At 39.0% G+C, this 25,353-nt stretch carries 17 protein-coding genes; 14 read left to right on the top strand and 3 right to left on the bottom strand.

Annotated elements, in window-relative coordinates:
- Positions 1 to 82 precede the first annotated feature (82 nt).
- The 7 genes from porV to KDU71_RS14440 all read left to right on the top strand — a co-directional run bounded on the left by porV (position 83) and on the right by KDU71_RS14440 (position 10,445).
- Complete coding sequence (gene porV / locus KDU71_RS14470; RefSeq protein ID WP_212191802.1) at positions 83 to 1,228, top strand: type IX secretion system outer membrane channel protein PorV; 1,146 nt, start codon at positions 83 to 85, stop codon at positions 1,226 to 1,228.
- Positions 1,229 to 1,294: 66 nt separating this feature from the next.
- Complete coding sequence (gene ispF, locus KDU71_RS14465) at positions 1,295 to 1,780, top strand: 2-C-methyl-D-erythritol 2,4-cyclodiphosphate synthase (RefSeq protein WP_317195169.1); 486 nt, start codon at positions 1,295 to 1,297, stop codon at positions 1,778 to 1,780.
- 3 nt (positions 1,781 to 1,783) lie between these two features.
- A complete protein-coding gene (locus tag KDU71_RS14460; protein ID WP_212191801.1) occupies positions 1,784 to 2,065 on the top strand; it encodes a thioredoxin family protein in 282 nt (93 codons plus the stop codon).
- A 92-nt stretch (positions 2,066 to 2,157) separates the two neighbouring features.
- Positions 2,158 to 3,984: a BamA/OMP85 family outer membrane protein gene (locus KDU71_RS14455; RefSeq protein WP_212191800.1), complete on the top strand. Its 1,827-nt coding sequence runs from the start codon at positions 2,158 to 2,160 to the stop codon at positions 3,982 to 3,984.
- 2 nt (positions 3,985 to 3,986) lie between these two features.
- A complete protein-coding gene (locus KDU71_RS14450) occupies positions 3,987 to 7,832 on the top strand; it encodes a translocation/assembly module TamB domain-containing protein (protein WP_212191799.1) in 3,846 nt (1,281 codons plus the stop codon).
- A 7-nt stretch (positions 7,833 to 7,839) separates the two neighbouring features.
- Positions 7,840 to 10,047 carry a tetratricopeptide repeat protein gene (locus KDU71_RS14445; RefSeq protein ID WP_212191798.1) on the top strand — a complete coding sequence of 736 codons (2,208 nt, stop codon included), beginning with the start codon at positions 7,840 to 7,842 and terminating at the stop codon, positions 10,045 to 10,047.
- 11 nt (positions 10,048 to 10,058) lie between these two features.
- Positions 10,059 to 10,445: a DUF3859 domain-containing protein gene (locus KDU71_RS14440; RefSeq protein ID WP_212191797.1), complete on the top strand. Its 387-nt coding sequence runs from the start codon at positions 10,059 to 10,061 to the stop codon at positions 10,443 to 10,445.
- 347 nt (positions 10,446 to 10,792) lie between these two features.
- On the opposite strand, the gene KDU71_RS14435 is transcribed toward KDU71_RS14440, so the two are convergent.
- Positions 10,793 to 12,538, bottom strand: coding sequence for a response regulator (locus KDU71_RS14435; protein ID WP_244828503.1), 1,746 nt, complete (start codon positions 12,536 to 12,538; stop codon positions 10,793 to 10,795).
- Positions 12,539 to 12,795: 257 nt separating this feature from the next.
- On the opposite strand from KDU71_RS14435, the gene KDU71_RS14430 reads away from it, so the two are divergent.
- Both KDU71_RS14430 and KDU71_RS14425 read left to right on the top strand, forming a co-directional pair.
- On the top strand, positions 12,796 to 13,644 hold the full coding sequence (locus tag KDU71_RS14430) for a hypothetical protein (RefSeq protein ID WP_244828501.1): 849 nt from the start codon (positions 12,796 to 12,798) through the stop codon (positions 13,642 to 13,644).
- Between the two features lie 149 nt (positions 13,645 to 13,793).
- Complete coding sequence (locus KDU71_RS14425; protein ID WP_212191796.1) at positions 13,794 to 14,435, top strand: redox-sensing transcriptional repressor Rex; 642 nt, start codon at positions 13,794 to 13,796, stop codon at positions 14,433 to 14,435.
- Positions 14,436 to 14,490: 55 nt separating this feature from the next.
- Here KDU71_RS14425 and KDU71_RS14420 read toward each other — a convergent pair whose 3' ends face one another.
- Entirely contained in the window at positions 14,491 to 15,852 is a 1,362-nt protein-coding gene (locus KDU71_RS14420; protein WP_212191795.1) for a sensor histidine kinase, read from the bottom strand.
- Positions 15,842 to 17,218: a sigma-54-dependent transcriptional regulator gene (locus KDU71_RS14415; protein WP_212191794.1), complete on the bottom strand. Its 1,377-nt coding sequence runs from the start codon at positions 17,216 to 17,218 to the stop codon at positions 15,842 to 15,844. The genes KDU71_RS14420 and KDU71_RS14415 overlap by 11 nt, the downstream gene beginning before the upstream one ends.
- Positions 17,219 to 17,597: 379 nt before the next feature.
- Between KDU71_RS14415 and KDU71_RS14410 the strand changes: the two genes are divergently transcribed.
- The 5 genes from KDU71_RS14410 to KDU71_RS14390 all read left to right on the top strand — a co-directional run bounded on the left by KDU71_RS14410 (position 17,598) and on the right by KDU71_RS14390 (position 25,353).
- Positions 17,598 to 18,281: an ABC transporter ATP-binding protein gene (locus tag KDU71_RS14410; protein WP_212191793.1), complete on the top strand. Its 684-nt coding sequence runs from the start codon at positions 17,598 to 17,600 to the stop codon at positions 18,279 to 18,281.
- Positions 18,281 to 20,695, top strand: coding sequence for an ABC transporter permease (locus tag KDU71_RS14405; protein ID WP_212191792.1), 2,415 nt, complete (start codon positions 18,281 to 18,283; stop codon positions 20,693 to 20,695). The genes KDU71_RS14410 and KDU71_RS14405 overlap by 1 nt, the downstream gene beginning before the upstream one ends.
- Before the next feature lie 169 nt (positions 20,696 to 20,864).
- Positions 20,865 to 23,852, top strand: a complete 2,988-nt coding sequence (secDF, locus tag KDU71_RS14400) for a protein translocase subunit SecDF (protein WP_212191791.1) — start codon at positions 20,865 to 20,867, stop codon at positions 23,850 to 23,852.
- A gap of 170 nt (positions 23,853 to 24,022) precedes the next feature.
- Positions 24,023 to 24,409 (top strand): twin-arginine translocase TatA/TatE family subunit, encoded by a 387-nt coding sequence (locus KDU71_RS14395; protein ID WP_212191790.1) that lies wholly within the window; start codon positions 24,023 to 24,025, stop codon positions 24,407 to 24,409.
- Positions 24,410 to 24,420: 11 nt separating this feature from the next.
- Positions 24,421 to 25,353, top strand: coding sequence for a calcium/sodium antiporter (locus tag KDU71_RS14390; RefSeq protein ID WP_212191789.1), 933 nt, complete (start codon positions 24,421 to 24,423; stop codon positions 25,351 to 25,353).

Genomic DNA, 25,353 nt, shown 5'->3' with positions numbered 1-25,353 from the left:
ATAGATTTTTGCAGTTCTGTAAATATTCACCTGACCTTTTTACTAAATACTTAGAAGGAAGTAAATAATTATGAATCAATATATGAATCAAACAGTATTAAAAGTTAGCCTTGTTGCTTTTGCCTTTTTTGTAAGCTTTAACACCATTGTTGCACAATCTGACGGTAACAATGCTATCACAACAGCAGCTCCCTTTTTAAATATCAATCCGGATTCAAGAGCAGCCGGTATGGCCGATGCAGGTGTAGCTACATCACCCGATATGAATTCTCAGTTTCTTAATCCTGCTAAATATGCTTTTATGGAGGAGGAAATGGGAGTTTCTGTTTCGTTTACTCCCTGGTTGCGCAAGTTGGTGAATGACATCAATATGTCAACAGCCACTTTCTACTATCGATTAGATAAAATGCAAACAGTTAGTGCGTCTTTAAGGTATTTTTCGATGGGAACAATTGAATTTACCGACGGAATAGGAACACCTCTGTACAGTGGTAAACCCAATGAATTTGCAATTGATGCAGCCTACTCTCGCGTGTTGTCAGATAAGTTCTCAGGAGCAGTGGCTTTTCGATATATTCGCTCTGACCTAACCAATGGTTATTCAGAAACAGGCGATTTACAGGCAGGAAACGCATTTGCAGCCGATATGGCTTTTTACTTCAAGCAGCCTATGAAGGTTAATCGTAACGATGCCGAGTTTACGGCAGGTATTAATATCTCTAATATAGGTTCAAAAATCAGTTACGATGGTATTAATAAAGAGTACATCCCAACCAACTTAAAGTTAGGAGCTGGCTATGCCATGGAGCTGGATAAGTATAATTCAATATCATTTGCACTTGATATTAATAAATTGCTGGTGCCATCTAATCAAATTCGCCCAGATGATGCAGGTGAAAACTGGGTAGATCCAAACGAAGGTAAGTCGGTGCCGGCTGCTATCTTTGGCTCCTTTAATGATGCGCCTGGTGGCTTTCAGCAGGAAATGCAGGAGGTGACTTTTTCGTTAGGTGCTGAGTATTGGTACGACAAGCAGTTTGCCATTCGTGCCGGTTATTTCCATGAACATGAGAATCAAGGTAACCGAAAATTTGCTTCAGCCGGTTTTGGATTGAAATTTAACATGTTCACTCTGGATGCCTCGTATATTATTCCAATGGTGCAAAACAACCCGCTGGCCAATACGATGCGTTTTTCTCTATCATTTGATTTGAGCGATATGCGATAACAACTTTATTCATTATATTTGAAGAGACCTTAGGGAATTTCCTTAAGGTCTTTTTTTTGATTAGCTATGATGAAGATAAAGGTTGGTTTTGGATACGATGTTCACAAATTAGGTGAAGGAGAAGAACTGTGGATTGGTGGCATTAAAGTTGAACATACCAAAGGAAGCATTGGGCACTCAGATGGGGATGTTTTAATCCATGCTATTTGTGATGCCCTGCTGGGAGCTGCCAATATGCGTGATATAGGTTTTCATTTTCCCGATACGGATCCAAACCTCAAGGGAATCGATAGCAAAATTTTATTATCCAAAACAATGCTGCTGCTGCGTGAGGCTGGTTATGAAGTTGGCAATATTGATTCCACTATAGCCCTTGAACGACCTAAGTTAAAGCCGCATATTCCAAAAATGCAGGAGGTACTTGCACGGGTGATGGCTATTGATCAAGAAGATATTGCCATTAAAGCCACTACCACTGAAAAACTGGGATTTGTGGGAACTCAGCAAGGTATTGCTGCTTATGCCACGGTTTTAATTCAGAAAAATAAATGACATATGGAAACGGCAATTTTAAAGTATTTTTCGCATCAGCATTGTAATGTATGTAAGGTACTAATGCCAAAAGTTAAACAGCTTCTTAAACAGGAGTTTCCGAAGATGGCATTTCAGTATGTGAATATAGAGGAGGAACCGGAAGTTGCTGCCAGTCACCAGGTGTTTACTGTACCTACTATTTTGGTTCTTTTTGAAGGGCGGGAGTATTACCGTTTTGCCCGCAATGTTTCTATTGTTCAATTAAAAGAAGCTATTGAGCGCCCGTATCATTTGTTGTTCTAGCTTTCTGAAATATAGAAACTATTAGGGCAATTGCTTGTTCATAAAGCAAGTCTGAAAGAGTATATTTTAGCTTTAAATAATATTCGTTTTTATTGAAAACTCTTGTAACACTCATATTTCTTTATGTAGCCTCATGTAGTATTTATGGGCAAGAGCTTCTTAAAGTTAAAAAGGTCTCGTTCAAAGGTAATAGCGCAATACGCTCGTCACGTCTCGAGGAAGAGCTGACCATAAAGACATCTGGCAAAAACGGGGAGCGTTTTTTTAATAGAGAGGCTGATAGGTTTACCATGCCTTTGTATGAAGATAATAAGGAAAGGATTAAATATGCCTATCAAAAAGAAGGTTTCTTAAATGTCACATTTGATGAGCCTAAGATAAAAGTAACGCCTGGCAAGCGGGTTAAAATCACCTATAATATTAACGAAGGAGAGCCCGTTAAACTTGAGAAAGTGACCTATACGGTTGATTCAATTGATAGTTTCCAGCAATTCTTTAGTAAGAAAACCCAGCGCAAAATACGTTTACAATCACAATTGAAGGTTAATAAGCCCTTTAGGGATGATTGGTTTTTTGCCGATCAAGCCTTTATTAACGAGGAACTGAATAATATGGGATATGCCTATGCACGAGTGAACCATAAGTTAACGGTTGACACACTGAAGAATGAGGCCTACTTAAAGTGGATAATAAAGAAGGATAAGTTGACCTACTTTGGTGATATTGCTGTTGAAGGAAATGAACGCGTACCTACTAAAAATATTGTCAAACAATTGCAATTTGAACCAGGTGATGTTTGGTCGAAATACGAAATTGATGAATCGCAAAAGCAGATTTACAATCTGGGAATGTTCAGGGTGGCCTCCATAAAAACGCTAATTACAGATGATAAACCAGATACTTTATCGACATTGGTGGTACTTAAGGAGGCGCCCCGGCTGACTTCGAGATTTGGTGTAGGTTATGGTAGCGAAGATAAATTCAGGGTGTTTGGCGATGTGCAATACTTAAGTGTCATCACTAAAACAGGGCGCGTTAACTTGTTTGCAAAGCATTCTGCGCTTGAGCCCTACAACTTTCAGCTTAATTTTATTCAGCCAGCCGTCATTTTTTCATTTAATTCATTGAATATTAACCCCTACTTCATGAAGCAGCATGAGCCAGCATATAGAGTAACCAGGCAGGGTTTAAACCTGACTCTATTGCAGCATTTTACCGAACGCTTCAACTCTTCTGTTAATTTTTATTTGGAGGAGGTTAATTCCGACTCTGTTTTGGTGACCTCTCAGGCGCGAGACACACAGTATAATCAATCCTCTAGCTATAGTAAATCGGGGGTGGCTATTGGGTTTGTGTTTTCAAACGGCACACCCAGGTTAGATCCGGTAACCGGCTATTCATTGGCAGTAAATATCAAGCGTAATGGAACAATTATTGAGGAGTCGGTGCCTTTTTACCGCAGCTTGGTTGAATACAAGAAATACCTTGGCATATCGCAGGGAGTGACTTTGGCCTTCAAAGGAAAAATGGGTTTGGCTTTTATGTCGCGAAGCGATGATTTAGTGCCTGTTGAGGAGCGTTTTTATGCTGGTGGAGGCTATTCGGTAAGGGGGTGGTCAAGAGCGCAGTTGGGGCCCAAAGATGACAATGGCCAACCTTTAGGTGGTAATAGTTTGCTTGAAGGAAGTGCTGAATGGCGATACTTGATTTCTCCCAAAATAGTGTTGGTATTATTTGGTGATGCAGGTAATGTTTGGCAGAATTCTTTTGATTATCGACTTAATGATTTACATTACTCTGCTGGGTTTGGTATACGATTTAAAACACCAATAGGTCCGGTAGGACTTGATTTTGCTCGCCCTGTTTTTGAGAAGAATAATACCTGGCAGATTCACTTTAATATAGGAAACCCTTTCTGATAATGGTTAAAAAAGCGCTAAGATACACGACTAATTTTATCAGTGCATTGTTGCTGTTGGTGGTGCTGTTGATCGCTTTTACACAAACCAGCCTGTTTCGAAATATTGCTAAGGAGAAAGCTTTACAGCTGGTGAATGCTCGACTTAATGGAGAATTGAAACTAGGTGAGTTGAGTGGAAACTTATACAATTCATTGTTTCTTTCTGATCTTGCATTGGTTGAGGGAGACTCTGTTGTTTTTGCCATCGATTCGATAAGTATAAAGTATCAATTGAGCCATCTTATTAAAAAGCAGGTGCTTATTGATTCACTACTGGTGTATTCACCGTACTTCAACTTGTGGTATAAAGACAGTTCTACATTGCATGTGGCATATGTTTTTGATCCAATGCAAACCAAGGAAAAAAAGACGTCATCCGACTTCTCCTGGAAGATTGATGCTGATAATATTGCACTTATTGACGGCAAGGGTAGTTTGCAGGTTAAGTATGGACAGGCTTCTCTGAGATTGTCAGACCTTACATTAGCAGGCAATACTTCTATTGCCCATAAGGATGTGGCAGTCAGGGCTAACGAATTGACTTTTGAAATGTTGGAGCCAAAATTCCAGCTCAACAAGGGCTTTGTGCAGATGCGTAAGCAAGGAAATGCTATTCGGGTAGATAGTCTTTTACTGCAGAGTGCACAATCATTATTGCACGGGCAAGGACATTACCTGGCAGCCGATGATTTTGATATTGCTCTAACTGGTGGACCTATCAATAGCGATGAGGTAAAGCGGTTTCTGCCACAACTGCCTTTGCGCACGGTTCCAAAGATGAATGTAAGGCTGTCCGCCCAAAAAGATAATACAGATTGTATAATTCGTCTTGAAAATGGACGCAAATCGGTAAGGTTGAATGGTATCATTAAGGCACTTCCGGAAGCTATATTTCAAAAGAGAAGCAATGTGGGTTATGATCTCAGGCTGGCATTCAATCAGTTTGTTCCGGAAGAGTGGTTGGATATAAAGGCGACAAACTCGCATTTGAATGGTTCAGTCGCTGTTGATGGAGTTGATCTTTTAGACTATAAGAAAGAACTAAATCTTAAGGCTCGTCTAAATACATCAACCTATAACGGAACTGTAACCGATACATTATTCATCAATGCTCGCCAGAAGAGCAATCGTATTGATGCAAATGTGCTGATAGTGTATAACAAGAGCCGAAGTCAAGGACAGTTAATAATCAAGGATTTATATAAAACTCCTCACTACACTGCTAACTTTAATACTAACAATCTTGATGTGGAGGCCATTGAACCCAATATGGAAAATACCATTATCAATGGTCGCATTGCAATTGCCGGGACTAATATTTTAAGTGAGCCCCGCCACTTTAATGCCGAAGCCGATCTGTCGCAAAGCAAGGTGTTTGATTATCCTATTGATTCTGTTTTTATGCGATCGGAGTTAGTCGATAGTCTTTTGCAGATAGATACATGCATTTTAGTGACTGATGACAATAGGGTTGGTGTCAACGGACAATTTAAATTATCAGACAGAGCATTTAAAGCTCACGTTGGTATTGAAACGAGTAGCCTGAAATCCTTGCAACAGTTTGGTGTGCCTCCAGTCACATTCTCTCGGGGGACAGCCATGATTCAGTTGGATGGGTATCCAGACTTATTTAACTATCAAGGTGAAGTTGACTTTGCGGATATTGCTTACCAGGAATTGTTGAGTGAGTCTGTCAATGCAACATTTAGTGGCGCATATAAGGCTGATTCAATTACTTCGTCCGGAACGATTAATATCAGGAATGTAGAAAGCGGCGCTATGTATTTGGATTCATTAACGACCTATTACACCTTTAACAATAACCATTTGCACTCTTCCATCTACTTTAACAACCAGGATTACCTTGATGGTAATATAGAATCTAATCTGATATTGGAGGATACCGTGAGCTTGAGGATTGACCAAGCTAGACTTAGTTTGCCAATAGCTACCTATTACCTGACGGACACATTACAGAGTATGCAGCTCTATGGAAAAACATTGCGTGTTGATAATTTAGAGATTAAAGATGAGGTTGACAGTTCTTTTTATGTAAATGCCAGAGGTATCCTAAGTACTGTGGATAGCACTGATTTTGAGTTGATGGTCTGTAAATTAAATCTGCTACCACTTAATAGGTTTGTAGCCAGTGACGATACCATCGATGGATTGTTGTCCATTCATGCCGTTTTGGAGGAGCAACAAGCCGGCGGCCTACATTTAAGTGCTGAGTATGATCTGGAATCGCCTAAAATTGGGCAAATCCTTTTGCCGGATGCAGAAGGGCAAGTTCATTACGATACCGATACGGTTAAGGTCAATGCCTGGTTGCCTCAGCTTGATAGCGCTTTGCATGCTCAACTTGCCATTCCGCTTGTGTTTGGTGTGGATTCTGTCAAAGGTTATTTCCTTGAACCGGCTAATACTTTCGATGCAAAGGTTGTGGTTAATGCTTTGAGGTTTGATACACCCAAAAATGCCGAATCTGGTCATACCAAGGCTGGAGTTGAGTTTAGTGGGGTTGTGAATGGAAGAGGGGAGCTGACTAAACCCCAATTTTATGGACAGATTAACATGAAGGACGGGTATATAACAAGTCATGAGAAAGGTTTATACTACAAAGGGGTTGCCGGGAAGTTCAACTTCAAAGGGGCCGCCTTATCGGTCGATTCGTTATATGTTGGTGCTGATAAAGGATACTTTAAAAGCAATGGTAACTTGCTATTTGATTCAACGATAGTTTCTGGGAAGGTGATTGCAGCCGATCTGATGACTGACATGCGAAATTTTCATGTGCTAGCCCACAAAAATTATGATATTAACATTAGTGGTAATCCTTATTATAAAACAGATTCATTGGGTAACCCACAATTTGGAGGTAAAGTTTTAGTAAATCGCTCAACCTTCAATATACCTGGCTTGATGGATGCCGACAACAAGCAAAATCAAATGAAAGATTTGCCGCTTTTGGTGCAGGCCTTGCAAGAAGATGATACCATTCGGGTAGAGCGTGAAACGGATGAAAAAAGTAAGAATTCACCACTTCTAAAGCAGTTGCGTGGGCGAATGACCATTGAGATTCCCAGAAGTACCTGGTTGAAGGGTGAAAATATGAATATTGAAATTGGAGGAGATTTTGATATTGCTAAAACGGGTGATTATTTTGAGTTATTCGGCGATGTCGATATCATACGAGGCAACTATATCCTATACGGACGTAAATTTAATATTAATGAAGGTGTCATCACCTTTATGGGAGGACAAAAGGCTGATCCAAGACTTGATATAAGTGCAGAATATGTGTTCCGGGGTGGAGATAGAGAAAAACACTCACTAAAGCTTATTGTGAGTGAGCAGCTTTCCGAGCCAACCATTGCTTTTACTCTGGATGATAATTCCATAACTGAATCAGATGCCGTTTCAATTATGGTGTTTGGTAAAACAATGGATGAGTTGAGCTATTCAGGACAGAATGGCATTATTGGCTCAGTTGGTTCCAATATGTTGGCAAATATGGTGACTTCATCACTTAACTCAACCATTGGCCAGAGACTTAAGCTGGATATGATTGAGGTGAATGCCACCGAAAACTGGACCAGTGCAGCCTTTGTGGTTGGGAAGTATATTACCAATGACCTGTTTGTTATTTATCAACGTGGTTTTGGTGAGACTGAGGATGATGAAATAACCCCTGAATCAATTACGCTTGAATACGAGGTGAGTAAATTATTGTTCTTCCGTTTGCAGGGAGGTGCTTCCAAATCATCGGGTTTTGATGTAATTTTGAAATTTGAATCGGCTAAATAGATAAGCTATGATGAATGTGAAAGAAATAAAAGTGCAGCATAATTCAGTTTGTCAGCTGTTGGCACAAAAAAATATTAAGGATTGCCTCGATATTTTGCGTGGCATGGCTGTTGAGTCGCAGAACAGTAACTTAATTGATGAACACTATAACATCGAGTTTACCTATAAAAATATTCTGAAATATACCGTTGAGGGTATATCAGATCCTGAACGTCAGAAGATTTACAATCATTTGATTCGGGATGTTTATCAGTTGGCCGATAAAGTCAGGGAAGCTCTTTTGCTTAAATATTCTAATGAGCTGATTTACGAGTATCACAAGAAGTATGATGAGCAAAGCTTTCAAAAAATCATCAATGAAATTTCAGCCACATGGAGCAGTATTGAACTACAAAAGGTGGTTGATGCTTCTGCCGAACATCACCCTGAACTAAGGAAGCTCATGAATGAGCTTTTTAATCTGGTTTGGGCATCTTCGGCAATAGGAAGTGCTAATAAATCATTGCTAAAGGGCTTATTAGTGAAAAGTACATTGCCGGTGTATTATAAGTCAATGCTTATTGGTGCAATTCATTTGTCATTGATGAATGCGTTTTCATATGATTACATGCATCTGTTAATTGAATTGAGTAATCACCCTGATGATGAAGTAAATGCTCGCGCCATCACAGCGCTTCTGTTAGCCCTCAATAAATACGATGCCCGCCTGCCTTTGTACCCGGAATTGTATACGCAACTGTTTATGATGATTGAAGAAGGTGGTTATCAGACCCTGATCCAGAGTGTTGCCATTCAATTGATTCGAACACGCGAAACAGAGCGCATCTCACAAAAATTGAATGACGAGATTTTGCCAGAGGTTGTTAAAATGCATCCAAAACTGAACGACAAACTGGATTTGGATAACCTGATTAGTGACAGTCTGGGTGAAGGAAAAAACCCTGATTGGGAGGATGTAATTAAAGATTCGCCAAATCTGTTGAATAAGATGGAGGAACTAACCCAATGGCAGATGGAAGGTGCGGATGTATTTTTATCAACTTTTAAGCATCTCAAGCATTTTTCTTTCTTTAATGAAATTTCCAATTGGCTTCTGCCATTTTATCCGTCACATCCTGACGTGCAACAAGCACTTTTTAAAGAGGATGCCGTTTTTAATAACGAGAGCCTGTTAGATGGTCTGGCATCGTCTCGATTCTTGTGTAATTCCGATAAATATTCGCTAATACTTAGCATACCTCACATGCCGGGAATGCAAAAAGAGATGATGGGGCAAATGTTTTCGGCTGAAATAGAGCAGATGGTTGAACTGGAGAAGGATGAAAAGGTATTACAGGCTAATCAGCAGAAGCTGGTAGCCAGCAATCAGTTTATTCAGGATTTATATCGATTGCTGAAGGTTCACCCGCAGAAACATCAGTTTGTTGATGTGTTCGACCAGAAAATGGATTTTCATAATCGTTGGTTTTTCAATCAGTTAATGGACGATTCAACATCGTTGCGCGAAATTGGGGAGTACTTTTTTAAAAAGAACTACCTGGAAGATGCGCTTGAAATATTTGTAATTGTAAATGATAGACATGAGGAGGCAACTGATGTGATACAGAAGATTGCCTACTGTCATCAGCAGCTGGGTAATTACCAACAAGCTCTTAACTATTACCTGAAAGCCGATTTAACAGCAGGCAGTAGTATGTGGAATAAAAAGAAAATAGCCCTGTGTTACCGTCATCTTAAAAACCCTCAGAAGGCGCTTGAATATTATAAAGAAGCTGAAAAACTGGGGCCTGATAATCTCCACACACAGGTATCAATTGGCCATTGTTTGCTCGAATTGGAGAATTTCTCAGAAGCTCTGAAATATTTCTTTAAGGTTGAATACCTCGATCCGGGTAATAATAAGGTAGGACGCCCAATTGCCTGGTGTTCGTTTGTGGAAGGTAAATTTGACCAGGCTGAAAAGTACTATCACCAGTTGATTGTAGCAGAGAAAAATAAGCATGATCTGATTAACCTTGGTCACACCCTTTGGTGCACCAGGAAACGGAAAGAAGCGCTATCGTATTATCAGAAAAGTATTCAACTTCCCGGGCATTCGCTGGAAGCATTTATTGAAACATTTAAGGAGGATGTGCCTTACCTCAAAAAGCATGGCATTGATTCTGGCGATATCCCGCTTATGCTTGATCAAATCAGGTATTCCCTCGAAAGTTAATTGTTGCATCTATGGCTAAGAAGAAAATAAGCTGGGAACTATATAGTTATGGAGAATATAGCAGCTGGGAGCGCCAATCAAAAGCCTTACCTAAGTTGCTGAAAATTACTGATAGAGTGCAAATAAGACCCGATCTGGAATTTGGCTATGTGCTTAAAATTAAAGGAGCTAAGGGTAAAAAAGTGGACTTTAGAATAGAACACCCACCATTTAAAAATACTAAAGGAGAAACCGAACCCCCATTTGTGGGCGAGTATTACGTCAATTCAAACGATTATGAGTTTTTTCTGGGTGATACGGTATGGGAGCCGTATGATGATAAAGCCGGTGAGTGGCGGCTTATTACAATGATGGAGGGGCAGGTGCTGGCTGATAAGGTCATTACACTTTGTTTATGAGCTTAGCTCATCAAAACAAAGATCAAAAACATAATAAAGCCAAGCAAAGCAATAATTAACGCTACTTCAATAATTGAATAGATTAAAATTTTGCGTTTTAATTTTAAGGTTATGTCTGTCTCTTTCTTCATTTCATTCATCTTTTTCTGCTTATCACTCTTAATTTACAAACATACAAGGCAATGTGGTAATATCAAGAGTGTTTAACAGTAATTAACAGTGAGTTGACTTTTTTTAACCCAATGAGAACGAATAGTATCAATCGGTAAGAGATAGTTGATAAAATAGTATTATCGATTATCAAGTCTGCTTTTCAACTGTTAAATTGTAAATAATGAGTTGTTTTGTTAGCTAAGATGCTTCTTAATTTTCCTTATTAAATCTTCCGGTTGGAAAGGCTTACTGATATAATCATCCATACCTGATGCCAGACATTTTTCTTTATCTTCGGGGAATGCGTTGGCAGTAACAGCTATAATAGGCGTATGCGTACCAGTGCTTTTTTCTATTTGTCTAATTTTTTCAGTGGCTTTGAACCCGTCCATTATGGGCATCTGAACGTCCATCAGAATTAAGTCATATTTCACCTTTCCGAACTTATCCAGGGCTTCTTTGCCATTAAATGCTACTTCTATCTTTTTAACTTCATCTTTGATGTACAAGATGATGATTTGCTGATTGCTAAAGTTGTCTTCTACCAGCAAAATGTTGGCATCGGCAATGTCTACTACCGGCTTGAAATAGTTTTCAGATTGCTTGGTTGGCGGTTTAATGCTCTCTATCGATTGGCTCTTCTTATTTTCTTTAAATGTGGCCGAGAATTCAATAGTGGTATTTACCGAATCCGGAATAATCTCGATGGAGTTACCGTCCATCTCGATGATTTTTTGAGTAATGCCCAAATCAAGCAGGTTAATGTATTTAGAGCGATTAAGGTGAATGACATCTGAAGAATGGATGGCATTTTCTCCTAATTCCGATTTAGGAATGGGAACAACTGTATTGCTGATTATTCGAAATGCCAGTGTAATTTTATCTGGTAACAACTCCTTACGAGTTACTTCAATAGTAATAGTTTTGAGCTCCGATTTATTGTATTTCAGCAGGCTGTTGAGTAAATTTAGGAATACTTGTTTAATCTTTATGCTATTGCCAATTAGGTTGTTGGGTATGTCGGCTGATAATGAGAGACTGAATTTTTTCTTTTCCTGATCGTCCTGAAACAGTTTTATGGTGTTGTTAATTGTGGAATATAAGTTGAAGCTGACTTCCTCTGTTGGTATTTGGTTAAAGTTGGTGGTTGATGCGGCTACCATGTTGTTAACAACATTCACCAGGTTGTTTGAGGACGCATGTATCGTGTTAATGTAATCGCGCTGGTCGTCACTTAAATTTGTTTTCTCCAGAATGTCGATGATGCCAGTGATGTTACTCAAAGGTGTTCTGATTTGGTGTGATAATTTTGAAATCAGTTCTTCCTGTGTTTTATTAAAGTTTTGAGAGTCAAGTACCCGTCGTTCTTTTCTGAGGATAATCTCTGTATAGGTGTAATGGATGGCATAGGTGGTAATGAAGAAAATTAAATAGAATGCCAGAAATACCACCTTTTCAACCAACGTATATTGTTTTGAGTAAGCGATTATTCCAAACTCATTAACCAGTAATACAACAGCAGCTATAATTGTCAGGAAAAGCATCGAAAGAAATGAGCCTCTTTTCATGCCCATCAGTGAAATGATAAATGGAGGGAATAATGCCGACCAGATTATATCAATACCTGTACTGCTGCCAAAAACAACAAAATACAGAAATGTGATGCTTGAGAAAAAGAACAATGAATTCTGCATACCTCTTGCTTTAGAGTTCCGCGTGAGGTATACAAAGTGGAAAGCAAATACAAGACTCAGTGTTAATAGCGGGAATGCATAAAAGTTATTTTCATTGCGCAGGCTAATCATGCCTTCTATAAAAACGATACAGAATAGAAAGAAGTTAATAAGGTTGTTGATTAATAATGAATTTTGTTCTTCGTCATCAACCTTATCCTTGTTATCCATTTTAAACAAGTTGAGAAAAGTATTTAGTAGTTTCATCTGTTCTTAAATTTGCTGTGTAACGTGCTTTAGCCAATCCTCCTCAATCCTTCGCTCTCTTTATTAAAACTTCTAAAGATGTCTTAATGTTTTGGTTTATCTGCTTGTTTATGATGTATTTTAATTGTTGGTTAAACAAAAATAAGCGAATAACTTATTTTCACGCATCAATAACTGTTTTTTAATAATGAACAAATATATGCAAATTGATGTAACCGTTTAAGGGTGGAAACGCGTATGAACACAAAAACAAAAAAATGATGAAGACGATATTGATTTCAATCTGTACTCTGCTTTTGAGCTCTGTAATGTTCGCCAAGGATCACTTACCGACCAAAGAGGAGTATAAAGCTTTTTTAAACACCAAAACACTGGTGGTGATGGATGTAAATCCGATGAGTGATTTTAATTTTAAGATTAAAGAGGTGATGGAGTCGGTTTGGACTCTCACCGAATTTGAATTTATTTCTAATGCCGAATTTGAAGATAAACGCAATGATCCGGCCTATTCATTCCTGCTTACTACTGTTGCAACTTTTGATGTTGATAAAACCAAAGCACGTTATAATTTCTTAAGTTTATTGCTGGGTGAATCAGACACTCAGGTTAGAGACTTACCCGATTTGTGTTCTTTGCCACTTTCATACCTGCGGGTAGAGGATACAAGCTATGCCTATAAATTAGAAGCATTTATTCGTTTTATTCAGGATCATGTAACGTTGATGAACGAACGTCCTGAATTGATTAAAGCCAATGCATTTAAGTATTATAACAATAATGTTAAGTCATTGAATGGAAAAACTCTGTATCTGGTAAAAGAAGATTTAACAGCAGAGGTTAATTCCATAGGAAAGATAAAGGGTGTCTATCCGTACGATGTGAAAATTGTAAGCCAGGATGAAGTTGAGGCAGCCATTGAAAGAAGAGATAGCAAGGTGGTGTTTATGCATAAGGTGGGGCCCGAAGGCACTAAGTATAAAGCACGGTGTTATAAGATATTAATCGGCGCGGATAGTTCAACTTTTTATTACTTTGATTACCATATGGTTAATGCGAAAAATAGAGACGGGTTATTAGAAAAAGATCTAAAAAAGATGGCGTCTTAGTGTAAGGATCTGGATTGATTTTGTTACTATCGTAGCCCTTATTAGGTGTATAAATGATATTTGTCTTGACAATTTTAATAGCTGAAGAGGCTTATCATTCAAAAACTTAATTATTTTTGTAGGATTGTTAAATAGTTGAAAAAATCACCATGCCGCTAACAAATCGTAAAAAAAATAACCTGGTACCGGAGCCAGCGCTTCGACGCATGCCTTGTTATTTGGCTTATTTAAAGCTAGCACAAAAGGAAGGACTAAAACACATATCATCAACCTTAATCGCCAGAGACATGGGGGTTGATCCCACCCAGGTTACTAAAGACCTATCATATACCAGTATAGTTGGTAAAACCCGTGTGGGTTATGAAGTTGAGCCTTTAATCGAAGTATTGGAGGATTTCTTAGGTTTTACAGTTGTTGACGAAGCATATCTTTTTGGAGTTGGAAGCCTGGGTAAAGCATTGTTGCATGATCATGGTTTAAAGCAGTTTGGTTTAAAGGTTGTGGCTGCATTTGATGTAGATCCTGAGGTGGTTGGCAAAACTATCGAAGGCGTACCCATCTATCATTTTGAAGAGTTGTCTAAGATGCACGAAGGAACTGCCAAGATTGGTATACTAACGGTCCCTGTTGATAAAGCTCAGGATGTGGCTAATAAACTTGTGGAAGTTGGTATAAGGGCGTTATGGAACTTTACACCGGTGAGGATCAAAGTAGATGAAGATGTGGTTGTTCAGAATACGTCGTTATATGCCCATCTGGCTGTGATGTTTAATAGGATGAAGGCGGAATAAGAAAGAAAATATTCAATGAAGAAGCGGTGCTGAATCAAACAGCACCGCTCTTTTTTTAGAAAGTAAGCGTGAATTTCGTCATTGTGTCCGGCTCTGAATACGCCGATATATTGCCACCGTGCAGACGTAATATCTGCTTGGATAAGCTAAGCCCAATACCCGAACCTTGTGGTTTGGTGGTGAAGAATGGAATAAATATCTTATCAAGTACGTTAGGAAGAATGCCTTGCCCGTTATCAATGACCTGGATGGTAATGCGGCCTCTTTTATTTAAGAAGGCATTGAGCTGAATCTCCGGTTCAGGCTTTGTTTCAAGTGCTTGCATGGCGTTTTTGACTAAATTAATAATCACTTGCTCAATCAGCTTTTCATCGGCTGATAACTCCAATGAGTTGGGTTCGATATTAATCTTACAATTGATGCCTTTTGCTTTCATTTCCTCACTCAATAAACCTTTAATATTCAGGAATAATTTGCTAATGGGGAATATCGAGAAAGTTGGCGTAGGTATTTTAGTTAAATCTCTATAGGTATTTACAAAGTGAAGCAGGCCATCCGTTCGTTTATGTATGGTTTGTAATGCTCCCTCAACTTCTTCAATGGTTTCAATGTCTTCACTGGCAATATTTTTCTCCTTAAGGCTATCTGATAAGTCTTTCAGGATCATTGTAATGGTTGAAGAAAGGGATGAAATAGGTGTGATGGAGTTCATAATCTCATGGGTCAGCACACGAATCAGTTTTTGCCACGATTCCATTTCTTTCTCTTCAAGCTCATCCTGAATGTTCTTTATAGAGGTTAAAAGAATGGTGCGGTTGTGAATCTTAAACTCGGTAGCATAGATGGCCAATTGTAAGAGTTCATCTTTCTCCTGAACACGAATCAAAGTGTTTTCGCCATGTCGGATGCTAAGTAGCTTTGTTACAAGCTCTGGGCTGAAGTCATTTAAGGCTTGTATGTTGTTAAGTGAGCGCACCTGAAAAAGTTTCTTGGTGGCATTGTTAATCAACTCCACTTTTCCGTCTTTACTGTAGGCAATTAACGAAATGCCAATGTGCTGAATAACGGTTTGCAGGTAGTAGTAGTTTTCTTCTTTCTCGGCCCTCACCTCCTGAAAATCCTTAATTACTTCATTAAACGACTTTTTAAGTTTGTCAAACGATGAGTCAAGGCTTTCGACCTGGAATGTGCGTGTAAAATCAGAGTAACGAATCGATTCCAGGAAGTTATTCAATACACGATTGGTGCGATCAACATAATGGATCATTGCAAAGATTTGAAAGGCAATGAGCAGACCTACCAAAACGAGCGTCATGGTTAGCTCTGTATTGAAAAACAAGTAGAAGAACGCAAAAATAGACCCTGCCAATAGCAAGGTCCTTACAATGAAGTTTATTCTGAAGTTATTATAAACCATGCTTTTCTAGTCTTCGATACAGTGATGTTCTGGTCAGGCCTAAATCGGCTGCTGCTTTTGATACATTTCCTCTGTTCATACGTAACACTTTCTCGATAATTTGTTTCTCAATATCCTCTAGGTTATAAGTGTCAAACTCAAATCCCTCAGAGCTTGTAGGAAGCGAGGATAGTTGAAAGTCGGATTCTTCCAGGTTGGGGGATTCGCTCATAATAACGGTGCGTTCAAGAATGTGTTGAAACTCACGCACATTACCTGGCCATGGGTAGTTGGTGAGCTTTTTAATAACCTTTGCAGGAAGTTTATTGATCTTCTTTTTATACTTCTTCGAGAATATTTTTAGGAAATGGTCTGCTAATACCGGAATGTCTTCAGGACGCTCGCGCAGAGGAGGTAGCTCGATTTCTACTGTATTAATTCGATAAATTAAATCCTGACGATAGCTGTCTTCCATAGCCATTTGCTTCAGGTTCATGTTGGTGGCACAAATTAAGCGAATGTCGATAGGTTTCGGCTTGTTGGCACCCACACGTGTTACCTCCCGTCTTTCTAGTACTGTTAGTAGCTTGGCCTGCAATGGGAGGGAAAGGTTGCCAATCTCATCGAGGAATATGGTACCTCCGGAAGCTAGCTCAAATCGTCCGGGGCGGTCGGCTTTGGCATCGGTAAATGCGCCCTTTACATGTCCGAATAATTCACTTTCAAAAAGCGACTCGCTTAAGGCACCCAGGTCAACGCTTATAAAGCTTTCGTTATTACGCAGCGAATTGCGGTGAAGTGCCCGAGCTACAAGTTCTTTGCCTGTTCCGTTTTCACCTAGAATCAGCACATTGGCATCGGTGGCTGCTACCTTTTTAATGGTGTTGAACACGTTTTGCATACCAGGTGATATACCTATGAAATCGGCAAATGGCTGATCAAGTATTGTGTTAATCTCTTGTTGCTTGCTTTTTAGGTCTTTTACTTCATTACGTGATTGACGCAATTGAATGGCCGAATTGACGGTAGCCAGTAGTTTCTCGTTCTGCCAGGGTTTCAGAATAAAATCAGTGGCACCAGCTCTGATAGCTTTTACTGATTTTTCCACATCGCCGTAGGCTGTAATAAAAAGGACCACTGCAGAAGGATCTATTTCCAGGATCTTCTCCAGCCACTGAAAACCCTCCTGACCACTAATAGCGTCTTTTGTAAAGTTCATATCCAAGAGCACTACGTCAAACGACTCATCAGCCATTAAGGCCGGAATTTTATTAGGATCGGTTGAGGTAGTTATGCTCTCAACATGAGGCTTAAGAAGTAGTTTGAGTGCAAATAATATGTCTGCATTATCATCTATTGCAAGTATACGTCCTGATTTTTTTGTCATCGCATTGAGTTTTTCGCTATTAAATATACCATAAATTGCCAACAACCTGTGATAAATTGTTCGAAAACGTACGGTTATTAAGTTGGCTTCAAACGACCAAAAAGAATGCCGTTTTTGTAATGAACTTGATTATAAGGCATTAAGCCTTGTGGCATGGAAAGTGGTGTTTGTTTCATCAAGAATTCATATACATTTGTAGAACAAATTAATCTAATTTTAAGGTTAAGTTTCAGTATAGTAGGGGTTTGTGGTAGAATGGAAATTATTGATGAATATACGGAAGCTTAGTAAAAGGGGATAATCTAGAGAAAATAGTATAAATAAAGATGTTCGATTTCGTACAAGGTTGTTTCAAAATCGTACATATATTTGATTAGTCATGATTCATGCAAGAAATCTAACAAAGGTATTAAGGGATGGTTCCATTGAGAGCACTATTCTTCAAAATGTCAATCTCGACATTGAACAGGGTGAATATGTGGTAATTCTTGGGCCTTCGGGAAGTGGAAAGTCCACTTTAATTAATATCATTGGATTAATCGAAATGCCTACCTCGGGGGAGTTATTTTTTATGGGGCACGAAGTAAGTCGCCTAAAAGATCGTCAGAGGAGTAATCTAAGGAGAGGAGGTATTGGGTTTATTTTCCAGAATTTCGGGTTGATTGATGAATTAAACGTGTACGAGAATATTGAACTGCCATTGAAATACCTGAAGTATTCGAAGAGAGAACGGCAGGATAAAGTGGCGAATATACTGTCTAAACTGCAGGTTTCGCATTTGAAACACTATTTTCCAAAACAATTATCTGCTCTGCAGAAGCAATTGGTAGGAGTAGGCAGGGCTATCATTACAAATCCAGACTTAATAGTAGCCGACGAACCCACTGGGAATTTGACTTCAGCTTGTGGTAATAAGATAATGGAGGTGTTATCTTCTTTAAATGAAGAGGGTTTTACCATAGTAATGGCTACTCATTCGGCTCTGGAGGCCGATCGAGGGCAGCGCGTGATACAATTGTTTGATGGGCATGTAGTAACTGAAAATATAAAGAATCGTCTGTAATGATGCTGAATCACCATATCAAAGTAGCCATTAGAGGTATTAGAAAGCAAGGTGTTTATGCTTTGCTAAATATCTTTGGTCTTTCTGTTGGTTTGGTATTAGGACTTTTTGTTATTCTGTTAGTGCGACATGAATTGAGTTATGATAGTTCCTTTACTCATAACAGCCGAATATATCGCGTAGCTACGGAAGGCGTATTAGGGAATAATAATATCAATAGTGCTACGTCGCCGATGCCATTGGCTGTGATGCTTCGGGAAATGGACGATGTGGAAGAAGTGGTTCGTTTTATTCCTGGTGCCAATAATGTAGTGTCTTATGAAGATAAGCATTTTAATGAGGATGGATTTATGTTTGGTGATTCCACCTTTTTTAATTTGTTTGATTTTAATTTTTTAGAAGGAGTTGATCCTGTTATTTTTAATGCTCCAAGGCAGCTGGTTGTTACAGAATCAATTGCATATAAGTATTTTGGCAAAACCGATGTTGTTGGGGAAGTACTAGAACGTGAGGGGATAAGCTATCAGATAGTAGGAGTGTGTGAAGATGTGCCGGGTGCAACGCATTTTCAATTTGGTTTTGTGGCATCGCTTAGTACAATTGATGAAATTCTATTAAATAAAGCCGATTCTGCCTACCTGGAGAACTGGAAGAATGACTGGCTGTATTTAAACTGCTATACCTATTTGAAGTTAAAGGGTGGTGTTGCGTCGGATGCCTTTATGGATAAGGTTAATCAACAAAAGGATAAGCTTTTTGTGCCACAAGTTCAGGAAGTTGTTGAAGATGAACAAGCCGGGAATAGTATTGAGCTGTCATTTTTTGCTCAAAACATTAAGAGCATCCATTTCGATTCCCATTTAGATGGAGAATTGAGGGTGAACTCAAAACCTATTTACATTAAGCTTTTTGTGTTTGTGGCAATATTTGTTTTACTGACCACATGCATCAATTTTATGAATTTGACAACAGCTAAGTTGAGGGTCAAATATCAGGAAGTGGGTTATAGGCAATTGGTCGGTGCTTCGCGTACGCAGTTAATCGCTCAATTCTTGGTGGAGGCTCTGGTGTATGGCTTAGGAGCGATGTTTATTGGAATGGTTTTGCTGGAGCTGATGTTACCTTTCCTTAATCAGTTTTTTGGACTGAACCTTGAATTCGACTTCTTCAGAGGCTGGGTGGATTTCTTTGGAATTTTAGTCGTTTTGCTTTTCGTAGGGCTTTTGGCAGGCAGTTTCCCAGCGTTTTTCTTTTCCGGAAGGAAGCCCGGGAAGTTGATTTCAGGCTCTTATAAAATTGGAAAAACTGGGTTTGTGGTGCGTGGTTTGCTTGTGGCAAGTCAGTTTGGCGTGGCCATGTTTTTAGTTGTGGTGGCCACAGCTATGTGGTGGCAGATAAATTATGTGAGAACGAATGATCATGGTTTTGAAAGTGATAATGTGATTGTTGTTGAGCGGGGGCATGCGGTTCGTAATAACCTTGAGGCTTTTAAGAACGAACTTAAAAAGATAGATGGGGTAGAGTATGTAAGTGCATGTAATAGCTTGCCTGGTGATGATCATTTTCAGGGGGCATTCCGTATTAGCAATGGTGAAGAAGAGCGGGTACATATGTTGCCCATCAATTATATAGATGAAGAATATTTTAAAGTACTGGGATTACAGTTAAAGGCAGGGCGGTTTTTGAGCGATGAGCTGGGGGATAGTCTGGGTATTAATCTTAATATTGCTGCTATAAAGAAGTTGGACTTAAGAAAACCATTGGATGAAAAACTCGAAGTTTATGGTAATAGAAATTGGTCCCTCAGTACTGTTGGAGTTATAAAAGACTATCATTTTGAATCATATTTTACCGAAATTCGACCGCTGGCGCTAATGTTATTGCCAGAAAAAATGCGCTTCGAATATATTTTAATTAAGAAAGGAAAAGCTTTGGATATGCAGGCAGTAAGATCGGTTTGGGATAAATACTCAGAAGGTGCGCCTTTCGTGTATTCAATGCTAACGGATCGGATAAATGGACTATATGATGATGATGTACGGATTGCGAAGATTATGTCTGTTTTTGCACTGCTTTCCTTGTTTATTGCCCTATTGGGGGTTATTGCTCTGGTGGCATTTGTAATCGAGTATAAATCAGAAGGTATAGCGGTTAAAAACATTTTGGGAGCCACGCGGCAATTGATCATGACTCAGGTTTTCTCAATGTATGGAATATATGTTGTGCTGGGTGTTGTTTTAGCATCTTTTCCTGCTTATTGGGCTATTCAGGCCTGGGGAAGCAGCTATGCTTATTTTGATTTCATTGGAGGGTTTGTGTTCGTTTTCTGGGCATTGGTTTTAATGTTACTTTCATTTATTGCTACTTTTATTCAGGCCTTTAGAGGCGTGAGTTTACGTCCTGTAAATTCATAAACTGACAATTTTGACAGAGATTATATTGTTCAGCAGATAGTTTTGTCTAAGATTCTTATCATATATCAATTTAACACTTCCTTTTAAGCTCTGTATATGAAAAATTTCGATATATTTGCGCGACTAAGACGTGAAGTTTGTCAAAACGAATTATAAAAATTTTTAACAAATGCAGAACAAAGGAGCTATTAGACTTTTTGCCATATTGTTGGTATTGGTCAGCTTATATCAATTGATGTTTACATTCCAGACTCGTAGAGTGGAAAATGTGGCGAAAGAGATAGCAGGTGGCGACTCGGAGAAAGAATTTGCCTACCTGGATTCAATTAAAAACGAGACGGTTTATAACTTTTTATGGGGTGCCCGTAAATATACATACCAAGAGTGTAAAGAGCGCGAAATAAATTTCGGTCTTGACTTAAAAGGTGGTATGAACCTTATTCTTGAGGTTAAAGTGGCTGATGTTGTTCGTGCACTTTCCAACTACAATACCGATGAAACATTTTTGAAAGCGTTGAAAGCAGCTGAAGAGGCTGAAAAGAATTCTTCAGATGATTTTATCAAGCTTTTCGGAAAAGCGTTTTCTGATATTGACCCTAATGCGCAACTGGCAACAATTTTCAATACTGTTGAATTAAAAGAACGTGTAAGCTATAACTCTACAAACGAAGAGGTGTTGAAAGTAATACGTGAAGAATCAAATAGTGCGATTGATAATGCATTCAACATTCTGCGTTCACGTATTGACCGTTTTGGTGTAACACAGCCTAATATTCAGCGACTGGAAAAAGCGGGTCGTGTATTAGTTGAGTTACCAGGGGTTACCGATCCTCAGCGTGTGCGTAAGCTGCTTCAGGGTACTGCAAGTCTTGAGTTTTGGGAAACCTATGAGAATTCAGAGCTTTTTGAATCGCTGGTTCAGGCTGATTCTAAAGTTCGCGAAATTGAAGCTGCCAAAGCGCCAGTAAGTGTAACGGAGGAAGTAGCTGAAGAAGTGTCTGCAGAAACAGCAGAGGAAGCTTCATTGGTTGATCAGTTAGCAGCCGATGCTACAACAACAGACTCATTGGAAGCTGCCAGTACTAATTCATTGTTTTCGTACTTACAGCCAAACCATCCTCAGCAAAGAGGTCCTGTAGTTGGTATTGCTTTATCGCGCGATACTGCGGAAGTGAATGCTTATTTAGCAAATCCAACAGTTAAGAGTTTGTTCCCAAAAGACGCCCGTTTCTTCTGGACAGTTAAGCCAATTGAAAAAGACTATTTAGTTAGTCGTTTTGGTTCAGATATCAATGAAAAAGAAACTGCTTTCCAATTGGTGGCTATTAAAGTTAGCACTCATGATGGCCGTCCTCCATTAGAAGGTGATGTTATTACTTCAGCTCGTAGTCAAACTAACCAGCGAGGGCAGTTTGAAGTAAGTATGAGCATGAATGCTGAAGGAGCGAAAACATGGTCTCGCCTGACAGGCGCTAATGTGGATCGTAGTATTGCTGTTGTATTAGATGGTTTTGTTTATAGTTTCCCAACTGTTAATCAAAAGATTGATGGTGGTCAGAGTCAGATAACCGGTAACTTCACACCAGAGGAATCTCAGGATTTGGCGAATATTCTTAAGTCGGGTAAATTACCTGCACCTGCACGAATTGTTGAAGATACAGTAGTAGGTCCTTCACTGGGTCAGGAAGCTGTTGATAGTGGTTTAACATCTTTCATTTGGGCATTTATCGTAGTGCTTATCTACATGCTACTTTACTATGGTGTGCGTTCAGGATGGGTAGCTGATTTTGCTTTGATAGCTAACATGTTCTTTATTATGGGTGTTCTGGCATCCTTTGGAGCTGTGTTAACACTGCCTGGTATTGCGGGTATCGTTCTGACAATTGGTATGTCGGTGGATGCCAACGTACTTATTTATGAGCGTATCAAGGAGGAGTTGAGAGCCGGTAAAGGTATTCAAATGGCCATTAAAGATGGTTATAACAATGCATTCTCTGCCATCATTGATGCGAACGTAACAACCTTCTTAACTGGTCTTATTTTATTCTTATTTGGTACGGGTCCGATTAAAGGTTTCGCAACCACATTAATGATTGGTATTGCTACCTCATTCTTCTCAGCTATTTTCATCACTCGATTGATTTTTGAACAAATGTTGAGTAAGAATAAGAAGCTGGTTTTTGATACCAAGCTAACACGTAATTTGTACAAAAACCTACATGTAAGATTCCTGGAGAAGCAAAAATTATTCTTCGCAATTTCAGCAGTTGCAGTGTTGGCCTCTATTGGTTCACTGGCAACCTTGGGACTGAAGCAAGGTATTGATTTCACTGGTGGACGTACTTTTGTTGTACGTTTCGATGAGCAGGTTTCATCAGTTGATGTACAGAAAACATTAAGCGATGTATTTGATGGTGCTCACGTAGAAGCAAAGCAATTTGGTAATGAAGGTAACCAGGTGCGTATTGCTACTAACTACATGATTGAAGAAAATTCGGATGAGATAGATAACCAGGTTGAGACAAGGTTGTATGAAGGGTTGAAAACGTTCATTAAGAAAGATATTTCTCAGGACGATTTCTTGTCTGATTACCGAATGAGTTCGCAGAAGGTGGGTCCAACCATTGCAAGTGATATTAAAAAGAATGCGGCATATGCTATCGGATTCAGTTTGTTGGTCATCTTCCTGTATATTCTGATTCGTTTCCGCAATAAAGAATATGGTTATGGCGCGTTGGCTGCATTGGTACACGACGTTATTGTTGTGTTAGGTATCTTCTCGCTGACATATTCGTTTATGCCATTCTCAATGGAAATTGATCAGTCATTTATTGCAGCAATTCTTACCGTTATCGGTTATTCAATTAACGATACCGTGGTTGTGTTTGACCGTATTCGTGAGTACTTCAAACTATTCCCAAAACGTAATAAGGAAGAGGTGGTAGATGCTGCGCTTAACTCAACCGTGAGTCGTACGATCAATACTTCGTTAACAACATTTGTGGTGTTGTTAGTTATCTTCCTGTTTGGAGGTGAAGTTATTCGTGGATTCGTATTTGCACTAATGGTAGGTGTACTTGTTGGTACATACTCATCATTGTTTATTGCAACGCCGGTTGCTTTCAACTTTCTTAATAAGAAGAAGCAAAAGAAATAATAAGAAACTGATATAAAAGAGAGCCCTGTGAAGATTCACAGGGCTTTTTTGTTGTCAGAACAAGTAATATCAGTTGACAGTTAATTTATGCTAATTAGATTCCCTGATAGGTGGTTTTGATTTTTCTATTGATATTTTTGGAACTATCTTTGAGCTTGAAATTGTTTGCTATGAATACAATTCTTTTTATATCCGGGGGCGAAATTATTATCGTCGTTTTGGTTGTTTTGTTACTGTTTGGTGCCAAAAGTATTCCTGATGTTGCCAGAATGCTGGGTAAGGGAATGAATGAATTTCGTAGAGCATCAGAAGAAATTAAACGTGAATTCAGAGAGAATACAAGCGATATAACTGATGTGGTTAAGGAAACACGTGAAGGAATAGATACGGAGATTAAAGCTGTTAATTCTGCAATTGAGGAAGAAATGTCAGATGACGATCCTTACAAGCTTAAGCAAAATGCTGAGTCCGCTGAGGCAAAAGATGACAGCCAATCGGACGAGGTCCCTCCTGTATCTCCGGAAGGACCTGTTTCGAGAGAAGATAAACTTGATTAACTATTGTTTGTATGCCCCCAGTTTTATATTTATTGGCCGGTTTTGTGTTGTTGTTTTTTAGTGGAGACTGGCTGGTAAAGTCGAGTGTGCAGTTAGCTCGTCATTTCAAAGTATCCACCTTGGTTATTGGAATTACTGTAGTTGCTTTTGGTACTTCTGCACCCGAGTTGCTGGTTAGTTTGCGAGCCGTTTTTGATGGTGCTGCCGATATTTCAGTGGGTAACGTTGTCGGTTCAAATATTGCTAATATTGCTTTAGTGTTAGGCATGGTAGCCATTGTATATCCTGTAAAAGTTATTAAGAAAACGGTATGGCTTGATTGGATAGTTATGATGCTGGCTACATTCGGACTGATACTTGCGAGCTCTAACTTTATTATAAGCTCATTTGAGGGGATTCTGTTTATAGTATTGTTGGGAGTTTATATAATTTGGGCAGTATTTAATAGTCGTAAACAGGGCAAGAGCAAGGAAAAAATTGAAAAACCTTCACTTTCGCTGGTCAAAACGGTTTTGTTATTTTTGCTAGCTGCAGCAGGCTTGTATTATGGTGCCGAATGGCTGGTAATTGGAGCTAAAGATATTGCCACCAGACTGGGTGTTAGTGAACGTGTTATAGGGATTTCAGTTGTTGCTGTTGGTACTAGTATTCCCGAGCTGGCTACATCATTAATAGCGGCCATTAAGAAGGAATCAGATATATCCATTGGTAATATCATTGGCTCTAATATTTTTAATATCTGGGCTGTTTTAGGGGTTACCTCTACCATTAAACCAATTAATGTTAGTCCTTCCATTGTAAATTACGATTACTGGTGGATGGTGGGTATTGCTATTCTTTTGTTCCTGTCAATTTTGCCACTTTCAAAAGGATTAGTTTCGCGTTGGAAAGGTGGAATTTTTCTAAGTATTTATATCTTGTACATTTATCTTTTATTTGTTTAG

This window comes from Carboxylicivirga sediminis, from assembly GCF_018156225.1.
Classification (GTDB): Bacteria; Bacteroidota; Bacteroidia; order Bacteroidales; family Marinilabiliaceae; genus Carboxylicivirga; species Carboxylicivirga sediminis.
This window is presented reverse-complemented; position numbering and strand designations above follow the sequence as displayed.

Coding starts and splice junctions, on each gene's coding strand:
- porV (WP_212191802.1), top strand. CDS start 83: ATGAATCAAACAGTATTAAAAGTTAGCCTTGTTGCTTTTGCCTTTTTT.
- ispF (WP_317195169.1), top strand. CDS start 1,295: ATGATGAAGATAAAGGTTGGTTTTGGATACGATGTTCACAAATTAGGT.
- KDU71_RS14460 (WP_212191801.1), top strand. CDS start 1,784: ATGGAAACGGCAATTTTAAAGTATTTTTCGCATCAGCATTGTAATGTA.
- KDU71_RS14450 (WP_212191799.1), top strand. CDS start 3,987: ATGGTTAAAAAAGCGCTAAGATACACGACTAATTTTATCAGTGCATTG.
- KDU71_RS14445 (WP_212191798.1), top strand. CDS start 7,840: ATGATGAATGTGAAAGAAATAAAAGTGCAGCATAATTCAGTTTGTCAG.
- KDU71_RS14440 (WP_212191797.1), top strand. CDS start 10,059: ATGGCTAAGAAGAAAATAAGCTGGGAACTATATAGTTATGGAGAATAT.
- KDU71_RS14435 (WP_244828503.1), bottom strand. CDS start 12,538: ATGAAACTACTAAATACTTTTCTCAACTTGTTTAAAATGGATAACAAG.
- KDU71_RS14430 (WP_244828501.1), top strand. CDS start 12,796: ATGATGAAGACGATATTGATTTCAATCTGTACTCTGCTTTTGAGCTCT.
- KDU71_RS14425 (WP_212191796.1), top strand. CDS start 13,794: ATGCCGCTAACAAATCGTAAAAAAAATAACCTGGTACCGGAGCCAGCG.
- KDU71_RS14420 (WP_212191795.1), bottom strand. CDS start 15,852: ATGGTTTATAATAACTTCAGAATAAACTTCATTGTAAGGACCTTGCTA.
- KDU71_RS14415 (WP_212191794.1), bottom strand. CDS start 17,218: ATGACAAAAAAATCAGGACGTATACTTGCAATAGATGATAATGCAGAC.
- KDU71_RS14410 (WP_212191793.1), top strand. CDS start 17,598: ATGATTCATGCAAGAAATCTAACAAAGGTATTAAGGGATGGTTCCATT.
- KDU71_RS14405 (WP_212191792.1), top strand. CDS start 18,281: ATGATGCTGAATCACCATATCAAAGTAGCCATTAGAGGTATTAGAAAG.
- secDF (WP_212191791.1), top strand. CDS start 20,865: ATGCAGAACAAAGGAGCTATTAGACTTTTTGCCATATTGTTGGTATTG.
- KDU71_RS14395 (WP_212191790.1), top strand. CDS start 24,023: ATGAATACAATTCTTTTTATATCCGGGGGCGAAATTATTATCGTCGTT.
- KDU71_RS14390 (WP_212191789.1), top strand. CDS start 24,421: ATGCCCCCAGTTTTATATTTATTGGCCGGTTTTGTGTTGTTGTTTTTT.